Origin of the sequence: Polaribacter sp. Z014 (assembly GCF_023555435.1) — a bacterium.
Taxonomy (GTDB): domain Bacteria; phylum Bacteroidota; class Bacteroidia; order Flavobacteriales; family Flavobacteriaceae; genus Polaribacter.
This window is the reverse complement of the sequence record NZ_JALCZP010000003.1, coordinates 118,255-135,219: the sequence shown is the minus strand read 5'-3', so window position 1 is coordinate 135,219 and position 16,965 is coordinate 118,255. Positions and strand designations below refer to the sequence as shown.

At 30.6% G+C, this 16,965-nt stretch carries 9 protein-coding genes; 7 read left to right on the top strand and 2 right to left on the bottom strand.

Translation table 11 applies throughout. The features are described 5' to 3' along the window. Positions 1-35: 35 nt before the first annotated feature. The 3 genes from MPF19_RS05940 (at position 36) to MPF19_RS05930 (ending at position 5,647) form a co-directional block, all read left to right on the top strand. A complete protein-coding gene (locus tag MPF19_RS05940) occupies positions 36-2,021 on the top strand; it encodes a glycoside hydrolase family 127 protein (protein WP_249987194.1) in 1,986 nt (661 codons plus the stop codon). A 189-nt stretch (positions 2,022-2,210) separates the two neighbouring features. Then, the gene (locus MPF19_RS05935; RefSeq protein ID WP_249987192.1) at positions 2,211-4,097 is read left to right on the top strand and encodes a CRTAC1 family protein; all 1,887 of its coding nucleotides are present in this window, start codon (positions 2,211-2,213) and stop codon (positions 4,095-4,097) included. Positions 4,098-4,168: 71 nt separating this feature from the next. Then, on the top strand, positions 4,169-5,647 hold the full coding sequence (locus tag MPF19_RS05930) for a sulfatase-like hydrolase/transferase (protein ID WP_249987191.1): 1,479 nt from the start codon (positions 4,169-4,171) through the stop codon (positions 5,645-5,647). Between the two features lie 23 nt (positions 5,648-5,670). Here MPF19_RS05930 and MPF19_RS05925 read toward each other — a convergent pair whose 3' ends face one another. After that, positions 5,671-7,278 (bottom strand): helix-turn-helix transcriptional regulator, encoded by a 1,608-nt coding sequence (locus MPF19_RS05925; RefSeq protein ID WP_249987190.1) that lies wholly within the window; start codon positions 7,276-7,278, stop codon positions 5,671-5,673. A gap of 327 nt (positions 7,279-7,605) precedes the next feature. Here MPF19_RS05925 and MPF19_RS05920 point away from each other — a divergent pair, with 327 nt between their 5' ends. The 3 genes from MPF19_RS05920 to MPF19_RS05910 all read left to right on the top strand — a co-directional run bounded on the left by MPF19_RS05920 (position 7,606) and on the right by MPF19_RS05910 (position 11,143). Beyond that, positions 7,606-9,678, top strand: a complete 2,073-nt coding sequence (locus MPF19_RS05920; RefSeq protein WP_249987189.1) for a glycoside hydrolase family 127 protein — start codon at positions 7,606-7,608, stop codon at positions 9,676-9,678. 182 nt (positions 9,679-9,860) lie between these two features. Continuing rightward, the gene (locus MPF19_RS05915) at positions 9,861-10,763 is read left to right on the top strand and encodes a GDSL-type esterase/lipase family protein (protein WP_249987188.1); all 903 of its coding nucleotides are present in this window, start codon (positions 9,861-9,863) and stop codon (positions 10,761-10,763) included. Positions 10,764-10,813: 50 nt separating this feature from the next. Further along, positions 10,814-11,143, top strand: a complete 330-nt coding sequence (locus MPF19_RS05910) for a hypothetical protein (RefSeq protein ID WP_249987187.1) — start codon at positions 10,814-10,816, stop codon at positions 11,141-11,143. 570 nt (positions 11,144-11,713) lie between these two features. On the opposite strand, the gene rfbD is transcribed toward MPF19_RS05910, so the two are convergent. Beyond that, positions 11,714-13,771, bottom strand: a complete 2,058-nt coding sequence (gene rfbD / locus MPF19_RS05905) for a dTDP-4-dehydrorhamnose reductase (protein WP_249987186.1) — start codon at positions 13,769-13,771, stop codon at positions 11,714-11,716. A 1,439-nt stretch (positions 13,772-15,210) separates the two neighbouring features. On the opposite strand from rfbD, the gene MPF19_RS05900 reads away from it, so the two are divergent. Beyond that, positions 15,211-16,857 (top strand): sulfatase, encoded by a 1,647-nt coding sequence (locus MPF19_RS05900; RefSeq protein ID WP_249987185.1) that lies wholly within the window; start codon positions 15,211-15,213, stop codon positions 16,855-16,857. Positions 16,858-16,965 lie beyond the last annotated feature (108 nt).

Sequence of the window (16,965 nt, the reverse complement as noted above, 5' to 3'; positions counted from 1 at the left end):
AATAGTAAGAAAACTTATTTTAAAAAATATATTTTATGAGTACTACTTCAAACCTTCATAAGAATGCAATTACAAACACATCAGAAAGTCCGTTTGTAAAGTTAAAGAGCATCAATTTTGGTGACTGTAAATGGAATACTGGCTTTTGGTCAGAAAAAGTAAAAACGGCAGAAGATAAGATGTTGCCTTATATGGGAGATCTTTTATGTGGAGATATTGGCCATGGTTTAAACAATTTTAAAATTGCAGCAGGTTTAAAAGAAGGAGAGCATAAAGGTTTTTACTGGCATGATGGAGATTTCTTTAAATTCATGGAAGCAAAAATGTATATCTATGCGCAAACTAAAAATGTTACTTTACTAAAAGAATTAGACGAGTATATAGATATTATTGGTCAAGCTCAAGAAGAAGATGGGTATATTCATACACATGTTCAAATTACGGAAGGTGTAGATCGTTTTGAAAACAGAAAGTATCATGAAATGTACAATTTCGGACATTTATTTATTGCTGCTTCTGTGCATTTTAGATTAACTGGGCAAAGCAACTTTTTAAATATTGCTGTTAAAATGGCAGATTTATTACATGCTTATTTTATGCCAGATACCAAGCATTACCAACGTTTTGGATTCAATCAAACCCAAATTATGGGCTTGGTAGAATTGTACAGAACTACAAGAGATAAAAAGTATTTAAAATTAGCAGAGAAATTTATCAACCGAAGAGGAACGTACGAAATTAAACACGATGATACTACAATTGGTTACCCTATTGGAGACATGGTGCAAGAAAGAACTCCTTTCAGAGAATCTGAAGAAGCGGTTGGTCACGCCGTTTTAGCCTTGTATTATTATGCAGGTGCAGCAGATGTATATGCAGAAACTGGTGAAAAAGCATTATTAACTTCTTTAGATAAATTATGGGAAAACATTACAGGCAAAAAAATGTATGTAACCGGAGCTGTTGGGCAAGCGCATTATGGAGCTTCTACTAGTTTAGACATGATTGAGGAAGGGTTTATAGATGCCTACATGATGCCAAATATGACGGCTTATAACGAAACTTGCGCAAATTTATGTAATGCAATGTTTAGTCATAGAATGATGGGGATTAATGGTGAATCTAGATATGCAGATATTATAGAATTGGTATTATATAACTCTGGTTTATCAGGAATTAGTATTGAAGGGAAAGATTATTTTTATTCGAATCCTTTAAGAATGGTAAACAATTCTAGAAATTATGATTCGCATGATGATGTAACAGAAAGTCCGGTAAGACAACCGTATTTAGAATGTTTCTGTTGTCCTCCAAACTTGGTAAGAACAATTTGTAAAACTTCTGGATGGGCGTATAACTTATCTGATAATGGTGTTTCTGTTGTTTTATTTGGTGGAAACAATTTAGAGACAAAAATGTTAGATGGTGCTCCTTTAAAATTATCTCAAGATACAGAATACCCTTGGAAAGGTTTGGTAAAAATAACTATTGATGAATGTAAAAGTGAAGCTTTTGATATTCAGGTTAGAATACCTAAATGGGCAGTTGGCAGTACTTTAAAAGTAAATGGAGAAGATGCAGGTGTTGCTGTAAATCCAGGGAATTTTGCAAACATCAATAGAACTTGGATAGCAGGAGATGTGATTGTTTTAGACATGCCAATGGAACCAACTTTTATTGAAGGTCATAATAGAATTGAAGAAGTAAGAAATCAATTAGCAGTAAAAAGAGGGCCGATTGTGTATACAATTGAAACTCCAGATTTACCAAAAGATACAGCTATTTTAGATGTGTATTTAAAAGGTGATGCTCCTTTAACAGCAGTTCATAAACCAGATTTTTTAGGTGGAGTTACGGTAATAGAAACAGAACTTTTACTAAGAGAAGGTAAAACGGATGAAATGTATCAAACAGTTACAAAACCCGTATTTAAGCCTTATAAAACGCAATTAGTGCCTTATTACGCTTGGAGTAATAGAGGGCAGGCAGAAATGACCGTGTTTATGCCTGTTGTTTGGTAAAATAACGTTCATTTAAATAAGTAAAGGAGCTTATTCATTTCAGTAAACTGAAAAGAATAAGCTCCTTTTTTTTTGTCAAAAATTATGGTAATATTGGTACATGATGAGGTATAATAAAGTAATTACTTTTCTTTTTTTATTCGGTTATTGAAGCCTGTAAACGGAATATAATTTGATTTTAAAAACCACATGAAATACAAAACTATGAGTAACATTAATTTCAGCATTAAAAATCTTTGGATACTTGGAGCAATAGCCTCTTTTATTGGTGTAAATTCTATAAATGCACAAAGCGATTCTTTTAAAGAAGTCTTTAAAGAATTTCCAAGGCAAGAAAAGAATTTAAGGAAATGGGATTCGCCTGTGGTCGCAGATTTAGACAAAGATGGGTATCCAGATTTGTTGATAAATGACCATGGTTATGCAATTCAGGTACAATGGAATAATAAAGGAAAGTTTGCAAAACCTTTTGATATCATCATGGGAGATTTACACGGAATTTCTGTGGGAGATTTTGATAAAGATGGAAATTTAGAAATAATTATGTCTCGAGGAGGAGGTTCTGGAAGTAACGCTAGAAATTCTAAAATATATAAAGTAAAAGGGAGAGAATTTATTCCGATGGCAGATTTTACAGAACCATTAGCTTTAATGCGCGGTAGAACAGTGAAATTTGTAGATTTAGATAATGATGGCGATTTAGATTTGTTAAATTTTGCGTTTCCTGATGGCGCAAAAAAAGGGGCAAGTGAAAACTATATTTATGAAAATAATGGTGCAGGAGAATTAATTTTACATTCAACTTTACCTGCAAGTAAAGTAAACGGACAAAAAACGTTGATTACAGATATTAATAATGATAACATTATTGATATTATTTTATATGGCGATAAAAACGTAATTGTATATCAAGGAAATGGTGATTTAACTTTTAAAGATGTTACTAAAAAAGTATTGTCTTACGATATTGATGAAGTAACTGCAATTGCAGAAATTGATTACGACAATGATGGTGATATGGATTTATATTTCACTAGAGGATTAGAATTTAAAAAAGGAGAATCATTTTATAATAAAGCAACGAAAGATTTAGGTTTTTATACAAAAAGGGGCGAATTAAAATTAGACGATTTTGTTTCTGGGGAAGTTTTACATATGGAAAATTTTCAGTCTCAATGGCCAAATAATGATACGTATTATATTGGTGAGGCTTCTTATGATTATGTTTTTGATGGAGAAACACATTCTGGAAAAGATATTAATTTAGTGATGAGTGATGCTTTAGGTTTTCCAGATAATCCTAATTACCAAGAGAAAAAAGGGTGGTATATTGGATATGTAGGTAATCAAAAATGGAGAATTGGTGGTTTTCTTTGGGCGCCAGCAACGGGTGTGGTGCATAACGTAAAAAACTATACAGAATCTAAACATCCAAAAGCAATCAATGATATTTTATTAGAAAACAAAGGATCTAAGTTTGTAGATGTTACTAAAAAAGCAAATGTGTTTTTAGAAGCACAAACAATGGCGGTTACTGTCGCAGATTATGACAACAATGGTTTTGATGATTTATTAGTAATTAGAAGAGGAGATTTGGTCTATGAAAACGAATCGATTTTGTATTTAAATAATGGTAAATCTGCTTTTAAAGCTAAAGAAGGACATCATATTATAACGAAAGATTTAGGAGGAATTGGAATGGCCGTAGAAAGTATCGATTATAATAAAGATGGGAAAGTAGATGTTGTAATTGGAGAAGAAAGAGGAAAATGGCATTTGTTTAAAAATGAAATGGCAGATAGTAATAAGTCATTAACTGTTGAGGTTAGAAACTCTAAAAAAGGAAATATTCCACCTTTAGGTGCTTTGGTAACAATTTCTTCTTGTGGAAATACGCAACAACAAAGAGTTGGTACTTCATCTTCTCAATATTCATTAAACCACAACACTTTTGTTCATTTTGGATTGGGAGATTGTAGCAAAAGCATTAAAGTAAAAGTGATGTATTCTAATGGTGAGGTTTTAGAACAAACCGTAAAAGCAAGCAATAAGGAGATTGTAATAGGGAAAAAATAATTTTTTTATTATATAGCAAAAGTTAAAATAAATAAGAATTCGTTAAATATCATTTTAAATTATTAGTAATTATGAAACAGATTTCAAATCAACTAAAATTATTATTCTTCGGAACTTTTATATCCATAATGGGCTGTACAGCACAAGAAGAAAGGCCTAATATTTTGTTCGTCTTGTGTGATGATCTTGGTTATAATGATGTTGGATTCAATGGATCTACAGATATTATTACACCAGAATTAGATAAATTAGCTAATGAAGGCATTACGTTTACTTCTGCTTATGTAGCACATCCTTTTTGTGGTCCGAGTAGAGCTTCTATATTAACAGGACGCTATCCTCAAGAAATGGGAACTGCTTTTAATTTGCATAGTAATTCTAGTATGAATGATGCTGACAATATGGGGATTCCTTTAAATGAAACCTATATGTCTAAAGTATTACAAGATGCTGGTTATTATACTAGTGCTTTTGGAAAATGGCATCTAGGAAGTGCTCCAAAATACCAACCTAACAAAAGGGGATTCGATAATTATTATGGATTCCTTGGAGGAGGGCATAATTATTTCCCAGAGAAATATCAGAAGGAATATCAGAAACAGTTAAAAGCAGGCAAAAAAGAAATTCGCGATTATATTCTTCCGCTAGACCATAACGGCAAAGAAGTTAAGGAAACAGAATATATTACCGATGCTTTAACTAGAGAGGCTATGAACGATATTCAATTAGCTTCCACTAAAAAAGATCCTTTCTTTATTTATTTAGCCTATAATGCGCCACATGTTCCTTTAGAAGCAAAAGCAGAAGATTTAAAGGTTTTTGCAAACATTAAAGATAAAGACAGAAGAACGTATGCGGCTATGGTGTATGCGGTAGATAGAGGAGTTGGGAAGATTGTGAAAAAGTTAAAAGAAACAAATCAGTATGACAATACGTTAATTGTGTTTTTAAGTGATAACGGTGGTAATTTTGATCACGGAGCTAATAATTATCCACTTAAAGGTTCTAAGGGTGATGCTTGGGAAGGCGGTTATAGAGTGCCAATGTTTATGCATTATCCTAAAAAATTAGGAAAAGGTTTAAAGTTTGATTTTCCTGTTTCTTCGTTAGATTTATATCCTACGTTTGTAAATTTAGCAAAAGGTAAAATTCCTAAAGACAAAATATTAGATGGTAAGGATATTATGGAAGCTGTAAAAAATAATACAGAACCGCATAAAGAAGACATGATTTACTGTTTAAGATATCGTCATGGTTATAGTGATGTTGGGGCAAGATTAGGCGATTGGAAAATTACACGAATGGGTAATGAACCTTGGAGATTAACAAATATTACTAAAGATATTGGAGAGAAGAAAAATTTAGGAGGTAGATATCCAGAACGTCTTAAAAAAATGGTGGCTGAAACTCAAAAATGGACAGAAGGTTTTGTGCAACCATTATGGTATTATTCAGCTAAGGATGAAGAATTATGGAAAGCCGGTAAAATGCCACAATACAACGAAACTTTTGAGGTAGATATGTTAACGGATTTGCCTACTAAAAAATAGACTAAATAAATAAGAGGTTGTATTTATATAGAAGTAATGAAACTGGTTAGATTTTGATGTCTCTCCAGTTTCATTTTTTTACGCAATCTGTGTCTTGCAACGTGTACGCTGCCTAAAGAAATTCCTAAAAGGTGTGCCATTTCTTTTCCCGAAAAGTTAAGTTTTATCAGAGCACAAAGCTTTCTGTCTGCTCTACTTAAATCGGGTACTTTTTCTTGTAAACGATCATAAAAACCCTTGTTAAGTTGATTAAATCTTCTATTAAAAGAATCCCATAAACTGGTAGAGCTTCTTTCGATCGTTTTTAAAATTATTTTTGATTTGTTTCCCGGATTTGCTTCTTTAATAAAATCGCTTAACTGTTTTATTACTTGTTCTTTTTCTATTAATTGAAGCGTGTTTGTGGTGAGTTCCTTATTCTTAACGTCTAATAATTCTTTAGAGTTTTGCTGCTTTTTTTCAAACTTTAAATTTTTAATTCTTTGTCTAACAATTAAGGTTAAAATAATTACTAAAAATAGGATGATAAACAGCGTAATTCTAAAATTAAGAAGGGCTTCTTTTTCTTTAGCCAATTCTAAGTTTTTAATATTTAATTGCTCTCTCTTTTTAATAAGTTCTTCTTTGTAATAGTTTTTAATGGTTAAAAAACCTTTGTTTTTTTCGTTTCTAGGGTTTAGTAAAGCGTTGCTAATGTCATTAGATTTTTTTTCATATTCATAGGCTAGTGCAAATAAATTTAGTTCTTTTAAAACTTCCGCATAGCGTGAGTATAAAAACGATTTATAAAAGGTTGTTTCTCCTAAATCGCCCTTTATTTTAGCGAATTTTTCAAAATAAAATTTGGCTTCATTAAGGTCTTTCTTTTTATGATAGATGATTGCAATTCTGCCATAAATAATTAGCAGAAACTTCTTGTCCTTGTTTTTTAATCCAGAATTTGGTGCACTATTTTCTAATTGCTGTGCTGCATTTTTTAGTAGTTTTAAGGCTTCATTTGGTGCATTATTCCACTCGCTAATGCTTGCTTTTTTTTCGTCAAGAAAAATAGAATAGATAGGAGGTAGTTTCGTTTTTTTTGAAAGAACAATACAACTATCAATATAAGATTGTAGGTTTTCTTTGTCCGCAATACGTTGATAATGTAAAACTAAATTATAATATGATTTGTAAATTTCTGATACGTCAATTTTGTGATGCTTATATAGTTTTCTATATAGTTGATGGGCTTTAATGAAATAGCTTTCAGATTCTTCATTTTGTTTATATAAATAGGTTAAAACACCTAATTCTTCATTGGCTTTTGCTATTAAAAGTGGGCTTTTATATTCTTCGGATATAAAAAGAGCTTCACCAGCAAAACTAAACGCTTCTAAGTAATTTAATTTAAATCTATTAAATCTACTTTGAGTAATAAGGGTGTTAATTAACAAAGTGCTGTCTTTTTTTATGAGCGCTTGTTTTTTTGTTTTAGTTAAAAAATTAGAAATAGAATCAAAAGGCATATTTAAAGGAATTATATGTTCTTCAAAATGAGTTTTTAATTGTTGTCCTTGTAAATACTGTAAAACACTAATGTTAAGTATAATTATAAGATAAAAACTTTTTTTTAAGTTGTTTAATGTTTTCATATACAGTATTATATATTGTTATTTTCAAATATAAAACAATTATTTATATTAAGTTGTTTTAATTAAAATAATAATGAATGTTAAGTTTTTGTAATTGATTTTTTAGCGTGATTTTTAATATGATTCCATAGTTTTGGTTAAAAATAAACTCACGAGTAATTACAAGTTTTTTAAGAATTTTTTTTACCATTTTTTTAGTAAGCTTCTTATTAAATGGTTTTGCTTAAAGTAAAAAAACAAATATTCTTCTAATTGTAGTAGATGATTTAAAAGATTATACTAGATTTTTAGGAGGACATTCACAAGTGAATATTCAAATTAAATAAAATGAAAAAACTACCTATTATCTTATTTTCTTTTTTGCTAATTATAGCGTGTAAGGAGTCTAAAGAGGCTCCGAAACAAATAGCAATTAACACAAGTAAAACAAATGTTTTAGATTTAGATAACAGTAAAGGAATTATTAATTATACCAACAGTCCGTATGTTAAATTAAAAAGTTTAAATATTGGCGATTGTGAATGGACAGATGGTTTTTGGGCCGATAAATTTAAAGTTGCGGAGGAAGTAATGGTGCCTTACATGGGGGAAGTTTTAAAAGGTGATGTTGGTCATGCTTTAAACAATTTTAAAATAGCGGCAGGACTAAAAGAAGGCAAGCATAAAGGGTTTAGTTGGCATGATGGTGATTTTTATAAATGGATGGAAGCTGCAACTTACATATATGCAATTAATAAGGATCCAAAAATTATTGAGGAGTTAGATGATTTAATTGAAATTATAGGAAAAGCACAACTAGAAAATGGGTATTTACAAACACAGATAACCACCAATAAAAATAGAAAACCATTTTCCGAAAGAAAGTATCATGAAATGTACAATAGTGGTCATTTATATATTGCTGCTTGTATTTATTATAGAGTTACTGGGAAAACTAATTTTTTAGATATCGCAATTAAAAACGCAAATAATTTATATGATGTTTTTCAACCTCAATCTGCAGAATTAGCACGTATGGGGTTTAATCAAGTCCAGATTATGGGATTGGTAGAGTTGTATAGAACCACAAAAGATAAAAAATATTTAGAGTTGGCAGAAATTTTCATCAATATGAGAGGGAAGTCGAAAGTAAAAACGCATCCATCAGTTAGATATAACAATATTGGTGATATGACACAAGAGAGAACTCCGTTAAGAGAAGAAGATGAGGCTGTTGGTCATGCTGTATTAGCCTTGTATTATTATGCAGGAGCAGCAGATGTGTATGCAGAAACTGGAGAAAAAGCTTTAATTGATGCCTTAGATAGAATTTGGGGGAATATTGTAGATAAAAAAATGTTTGTTACTGGAGCTTGCGGTCAAAAACATGATGGAGGTTCATCGAATAGAGATTTTGTACATGAAGCATTTACTATAGATTATGAAATGCACAATGCACATGCTTATAATGAAACCTGTGCAAACTTATGTAACGCCATGTTTAATTATAGAATGTTGAATATAAAAGGAGAGTCGAAGCATGCAGATGTTATGGAATTGGTTTTGTACAATAGTGCCCTTTCTGGTATCAGCTTAAAAGGAGATTCGTATTTCTATACAAATCCGCTAAGAAGAACTGCGAATCATAAAATGGGGGGTACAGATTATCCCGATAGAGTTGGATATATTCCTTGTTTTTGTTGTCCACCAAACTTAGTAAGAACCATTGCTAAATCTTCTGCTTGGGCTTATAGTTTATCAGAAAACGGAATTGCTACAAACTTATATGGAGCGAATAAATTGGATACAAAATTACGAGATGGATCTGTCGTAAAATTAAGACAAGAAACTCAATATCCTTGGGATGGAAACATAAAGATTACAATTGATGAATGCAAAAATGATGCTTTTGATGTACTATTAAGAATTCCAGATTGGGCAACTAGTTTTGAAATTTCTGTAAATGGAAAAACTCAAAATACAGCTGGAAAACCAGGGACTTTTGCAAATTTAAATAGACAGTGGAAAAAAGGAGATATCATTACTTTAAATCTTCCTATGGATATTAAATTGTTAGAAGGGAATCCATTAATAGAAGAAGTAAGAAATCAAGCAGCTATAAAAAGAGGTCCAGTTGTGTATTGCGTAGAAACGCCAGATTTACCAAAAGGAACTGATATTTTAGATGTGTATTTACCAATAAAATCAAAATTAACAGCAACTTATAAACCGGAATTATTAAATGGAGTTGCTACTATTTCAGGAAATATTAAAATTAGAAAAGATAAAAAAGAAGGAATGTACAGAACATTATCAAATCCAAAATTTGAGAATTATAATGTACAATTCGTACCTTATTTTGCCTGGTCGAATAGAGGTATTTCAGAAATGAGTGTTTGGTTGCCTTTGGCGATAGATTAAAATTATTCTGATCCTGCAAGATCTTATTTTAACCTTGTAGGTTTAGTAAATAAACTAATTTATTTTCAAATTTTATGCCTACAAGGTTTTTGAAACCATTCAGGATAAAAAAAACAACATTAATTAACAATATTAGAGCTGAGAATTAACAAAAATTCATTGATAACCAAAAAAAATATAAAATGTCTAGACTAATTTTAATACTGCTTTTGTGTCTTGGTAATGCTACTGTTTCCCAAGAGAAAACCAAATTTAACGATACACAGTTTGTAGATTTTCTTCAGAATTCCTTGAAAAAAGAGGTGGTAACTGATGCCGTTAGAAATTCTTTTTATAAAGAATCTAGAACATATTGGAAGGATCATAAATTAGATTATAATTTACATCCAGAAAAGTATAAAAAGGCGATGTCTTTGTTTCATAAGAATCAAGATAAATTTAGAAAAACTAGTAATACTATCAGCATAAAAAGGAACGATAGAATTGAAAAAGCAGTTGCTAATTTTCAGAATTTTGATGATAAGAATTCATTTCCAGAAAATTCAATTTTATTTGTTGGAAGTTCTAGTATTGCTGGTTGGAAAACGTCTATTTCATTTCCTGATTTTTCTGTTATTAACAGAGGAATTGGAGGTATGAATATGCATGAAATTATATTTCATTACAACGTACTTATAAAAAATTACAATCCTTCAATTATCGCTATTTATTGTGATATTGATATTGAGCAAGGAAAAGCGCCAGAAGAAGCTGTAGATGTGTTTAAGAAACTGGTAGAGAAGATTAAAGCTGATTTTCCTAAAACACCTATTTTACTACTTTCTATGAAACCTGTAATGGTAGATGATTTTATAGGGAAAGATATCCGTAAGAACAAAGCGATTACCAATACACAACTTTTAAATTTTAGTAAAAAAGAAAAAAATGTTCATTTTATCGATTTAGCTTCTCCGATGTTGCATGCAAATGGAACATTGAAAACTGATATTTTTATTCAGGATGGGATGCATTTAAATAAATTGGGATATGAAATCTGGAATCCAATAATGAGAAAAAAGATTTTAGAGTTAACAAATAAAGAGTAGAAGTACAAATATAAATAATCTTATAAAACATGAAACTAGTTTAATTTGTTTTGATTTTAACACTTGCTTTTGGTTGTAAATCTAAGTCAGAAATAGAAAAAGCAAATAAAAAAATGTTTTTTGAGAAAGCACCAGAAATTCGTGCTGAACTGCTTCGAAAAGCAAAAGCTGCAACTCCTCCTAGCTATACTGAAAACAATGTAACTAAACCTATTTTAAACCTAAACCTATTTCCAGAAGAGGGATTAACAGATCCTCATGTTTTGGTAGATAATAATAGAGTTTATCTTTTTGGAGGTCATGATGAAAGTTGGGAAACAGAAGATACTTGGAGAATGGATCGTTGGGAGATCCGTTCAACAAATAATTTAATTAATTAGAGAAAGGAAGGCGAAATTCTACCCATACAAACTTACATTGGCGATTTGCCAAATTGTTGGGCTGGAGATATTGTAAAAGTAGGGTTTAACTATTTTAATATTGATGTTAAATACCTAGGCAGTAGATGAGTTGTTTTAGGGAGATAAATAAATTTAAAGCTACCAGACATTGCAAATGTGTCTGGTACTGCTTCAGCTGAAAAAAATGACAACTTATCCAAGAAAAGATAATGTTAAAGGCTTTTCGCTTATAATTCCGAAATAAGAAGAAAGCAACAAAAACAAGAGTAAAAAGAAAAAGATTAAAGTGTGATTTTTCTTAATCCAAAACTAGATAGCAATCATCTATTTAAGAGTATATATTTCTTAAATCCAAATTAATGAAAAACTAGAAATTATGAATTACATTTTTAAGCACATCAGAATCCCAATAAAAGAATCAAAAAAATAATGAGACCAAAAAAAATAAGTCAATTATTATTTAACTTCAAGAATAAATAAAATTGATGTTGCCATTAGGTGGGTGAATCGTGAATTATCTAATTTAGAAGCTAAAGGATGTGCTTATTATCAAACACACTCCGGTATTTTACTTTTGTCAAGTATTTCTTTCCAAACTTTTAAAGCCAAACTTTCTGGTATATCTATATCATCAAAAGTAATTTTTTCACCTTCTTTTACCTCTTTTATAATAGTAGCATTAGCAATCAGTCCTATAGGAACATGAGACAGATTATTAACAATTTCAACAGCGGTGCCTCTTACATCAAAACTTCCGATGCCTTTTTGTATTTTATCTCCAACCTTTAAATCGCGTTTTGCAACAGCCGCTACACTAAATTTAGGTTTTTTACTATTGTTTAATAATACACCACCGCCTGTTAATACACGTTTAATTGTCTTAATTATTTCAAAATGACAAAGATGGTAGGTACGTTCTAAAACATAGTATGGCCCATCACCAAGTTTATAATATTTTAAAGAACCTTTTTGATCTTCATCATGTTCTACCATAAGAAAAACTCCTGCCGGTAATTTTGATGAAAGTAAGTAATCACTGACAGGATACCCTAGTTCTTTTGCCTTATCGGCAAGTATAGAGCCTCCTTCAAGCATATTATCATTAGAAAGTTTTACTAATCCTTCTTGTATTATTCCTGCACCTAAGCCATTGGCAACTAAAACCTGCTCAATTTCTACCTTTGTACCATCTGTAAATGATGTTACCATTTCAAGACTGAGGTTAGATTTATTTCCCCAATAGATCATATCTTTAAGTGTAGGTTTTTCATTTAAATAGCCTTTAATATTGGCATAAACCAATGGCTTGAATCCCATTTCAAGAGCCTCTTCATGAAGGATAGCTTGAACACCTGGTTGATCTCCCTCTGCTTCAGTCACTAATCCTTTATCAACAAAGTATGATCCTGTAGTTACGTGAAACTCAGAGTTCATAGTAACTACGGGTATAGAAGCTTTTAAAATCTTATCGATACTTTCAGTGGCATAAATAGCATCTCCACTACATTCAACAATTAAGTCTGAAGATTCTATGAGGTCTTCTAACGAATTTGTAAGAAAGCTATGTTGTGCAAAATCATTACGTTTACGGGCATCTGAACGTGTTAAAATACCAGAAATATCATAGTTTTTATTTTCTGCTAATAACTTTGCCAAACCACTTCCAATAAAGCCAGAACCAATAATACCTATTTTATGTTTTTTATTTAAACCAATATTTATAATTTTAAGATACTCTTTAAGAGACTCTCTCCAATAGGGTATTTGTATGTTAAAGTCTTTTTTAATTTTTTCTTTACTTAATACACTGTAATATGGACGTATTGCCGCATTAGGATATTGTTCTGCACTAATAGGATTGACTTTACATTTAATATTACTAAGTTCAAATATTGCTTTAACAAAATCATATTTAGAACAACTTCCTTCATTACTATAATTGTATATCGTTACAGATTTAGAGGGTTTTATATTTTGATTTAGTATAGTTAAGATGGTTATTGCTAGATCTCTTGCGTAAGTGGGAGTATTAAACTGATCACATACAATATCTAAAACTTTTTTGTTTTCCCCAAGCTTTAAAATTGTATTAACAAAGTTATTGCCAAAGCGATTATATAAACCGGAGGTACGTATAATGATTGAGTTTGCAGGGTTAATGCGTTTAATCTCATTTTCGCCAGCTAGTTTAGATTTGGCATATATATTTTTAGGACCAGTAGTATCTTCTTCATTAATAGGTCTAAATTTATTGTCTTCAAAAACAAAATCAGTAGAAAGGTGAATAAGTCTAATCCCTTTTTGGAATGACAATTCTGCCATATTTTTCACTGCTTCAGTATTGATTAAGTATGCAAGTTCAGGATTTTTTTCGGCATCATCAACAGCGGTATACGCTGCGCAATTGATAATAGTATCAATACTCTTAGATTCAATGTATTCTCTAAGTTCTTTTAAATTAGTGATATCTAGAGAATTTCTATTTGTAAAGTGGAAATTTGATTTAGTATAGTTACTTTCCTGTTTAGTTACAATTTCTAGTAATTCTTGGCCTAACCGCCCATCACTTCCTGTAATAAGAATGTTTTTAATTTTTCCCTCCTTCATTTTTTTCAATTTTAATTTAATAACATTTTTCTATTTCACTCACTTTAATAAATCTTACCTTAATCGACGAGGGAAACGATTAAAAAAGTATTTAAGAGATGAAGTGTTTTTTGTAAACTTAAAAATTTAGCAATATTTTTAAGTACACTTTGTTGATGTTGTGGGTAAAATATTCTAAGTATGTCAGAAGATAAATAAACATTGGGGAAATGATTATAATAGTATTTATGTTTGTACGAAGTATTTCATCTAAACATAAAAATCAGCAACTTTTTTACTTAAATTGTATTAATTCTACTAGCACATTTTTTCCAAATATAATAAAAGTTGGTTAATAATCAACTTTTTGTGAAATTAATTCAATTTTAAGAGATTTTATAGCTCTGAAAAATACCTTAAACATGCAGTTTGTAAATTAATTTAACAAATTAAATAGCATTTATATAATTGGTTAAATCTACCTCTATGATTAAGCTCATTTGTTTTTTAGGCGATGTCCTAGAATATGAACACTTCTAAAAGAAACCCCTAAAAGACGTACCATTTCTTTACCGTAAAAGTTAGGTTTTATCAACGCACAAACCTTTAAGTTGCCAGAAGTTAAATTGGGTGTTTTTCCCTGTAAACGTTTGTGAAAACCTATATTGAAAGAGGGGGAAAGGCTGTTAAAGGAGTTTCATAAACTTGTAGAACGATTATTTCCTGCTTTTAAAAGGACTTTTGTTCCAATATCTAAATTCGTTTTTAAGAAGATCCTTTAAGGTTTATATGATTTTTTTTAATTATTTGAAGTGTACTCATCGTAAGTTCTTTGTTTTTAACGATTAATAAATCTTGAGATTTTGTGTCGCTTTTTTTTGTTTTAAAGGTGTAGTTCGACTTCTAATCATAAACCCAATAAAGGTAATTGGTAGTAAGGCTATCACAAAAAATATTTAAAAACGAAAAAGCTCCGATGTTTTCTCTGATATTTCTAGGTTTTTAGCATTTAAGAAGGCTTTACCAACGGTATTAAAAGCATCTCCATATTAAAGATTTTTTCTATTGAGTGGACTTATAATAGTTAAACTTTCTAGCTCCTTAACAGTGTTTTTCTGTTTATAGAAGTGTCATCTTCTATTTTAAGAAGCGAAAAATTAATACTAAAGTTACTTTTAATAATTTGTGAAGTACTATTGTTAAGAAATGTAAATTGTTACGCCTGTAAGATAGTTAAAAATAAAAGTTAAGTTATAAATAAGGAAAATAATAAGTGTTTATGGTTTTTAAAACACTGTTAAACAAGTGTTTATTTTATTTTTTTTAGATGCTTTTTTTTATTTAAAATTAAGTTAATTATAATGATAAATACTACAATGTTAAGTTTTTGTAATCCTTTAAACTACTATTATTTCAAAAATGATATTTAAATTGCAGTACTAATTTATAATTTTATAATAATGAGAATCTATTTTTTAGCAGCTTTTAGCTTGCTCTTTTTTAGTTGCAATTCTTCACAAAAAGAATTGAATCAGAAAATTAAGAAAAGACCTAATATCCTATTTATCGGTATTGATGATTTACGTCCAGAATTGGGCTGTTACGGATCCGATATTGCTGTAAGTCCTAATTTAGATAAACTGGCTGGTGAAGGATTGTTGTTTGAAAATGCGTATTGTCAGCAATCTATTTGCGGACCATCTAGAGCTAGTTTGTTAACTGGGATTAGACCAGAAACAAGTGGTGTTTTTCATAATTACATCAAATTTAGAGACGTAAATCCAGATGTGGTTACCCTGCCGCAACTTTTTAAAAATAACGGTTATGAAACGGTGTATATGGGGAAGATTTTTCATCATGGAGATTTAGATGATGAGAAATCATGGAGCAGAAACCCAGCTTTAGATAGTATGCAAGGCATAAAAAAACCAGTAGGTTTTGCTTTAGAAAAGAACAATTTAGATCGTGTAAAAACACGAAAAGAAATGAATGCAAAATATGGAGCTGTAGCAAAATTTGGTTTGGCTTCTGGTGTTGCTTATGAATCTGCGGATGTTTCAGATAATACCTATGTAGATGGCTATAATACAGAATTAGCCATTGCAACCATGAAAGAAATGGCGGCTAAAAATGACAAACCTTTTTTCTTAGGATTAGGTTTTAATAAACCACATTTAAATTGGGTTTCACCAAAAAAGTATTGGGATTTATACGATAGAGAAAAAATAAAACTAGCTACCCAAACTGAAGGCCCAGAAAATGGAGCAACAATGGGGTTACATCCTTCTTTTGAATTACGTGTAAGAAGCGGAATTCCGAAGCAAGGACCTATTGATAAAGAATTAGCAATTACCTTAAAACATGCATATTTAGCATGTGTAAGTTATGTTGATGCTCAGATTGGTAAAATGATTGCGGCTTTAGAAAAAGAAGGCTTAAGAGAAAATACCATAATTATTGTTTGGAGTGATCATGGTTGGCATTTAGGTGATATGGGTATTTGGGGAAAAGCAACGAATTATGAAATAGCAACACGAGTTCCGTTATTAATTTGGACACCAGATATGCCAAAAGGAAGTCAAGGAAAAACCACAGATGCTTTGGTAGAATTGGTAGATATGTATCCTACGTTAGCAGAATTAGCAGGTTTAGAAATTCCAAAACATGTAGAAGGAACAAGTTTTACACCATTAATAGAAAACCCAAAAACACCTTGGAAAGAAGCTGCTTTTAGTCAGTTTCCTTCACCAGCATTAAGAGAATGGGGTGGCTTCCCAATACGACCAGCAATGAGAGAGACTTATTTTGGTCCGTTATTAAAAGAGGTTGAATCGAAAATTAAAAATCAACAAAAAGAAAAATGGGACAGAGATTTGTTTGAAAACAACTTAATGGGCTATGCCATGAGAACAGCTCAATACAGATTTATTGTTTGGAAAGACAGAGAACATAAAGATAAAGAACCTGTTTTTGTAGAGTTGTATGACCATCAAACAGATCCAACGGAAACAAAGAATATCGCTAATGAAAATCCAGCTTTAGTTGAAAAATTAATGATTCAATTTAATAAAGGTTGGCAAGGAAATATTCCAAAGAAATCTATTTAATATTTTAGAGGTGATGAAGATTTTCAAAGAAGACTAAAAATCTGCGCTAATCAGTGAAATCTGCGGGAGATATAATATTTGTATAAAAATTGTCCCTTGGATTTCATT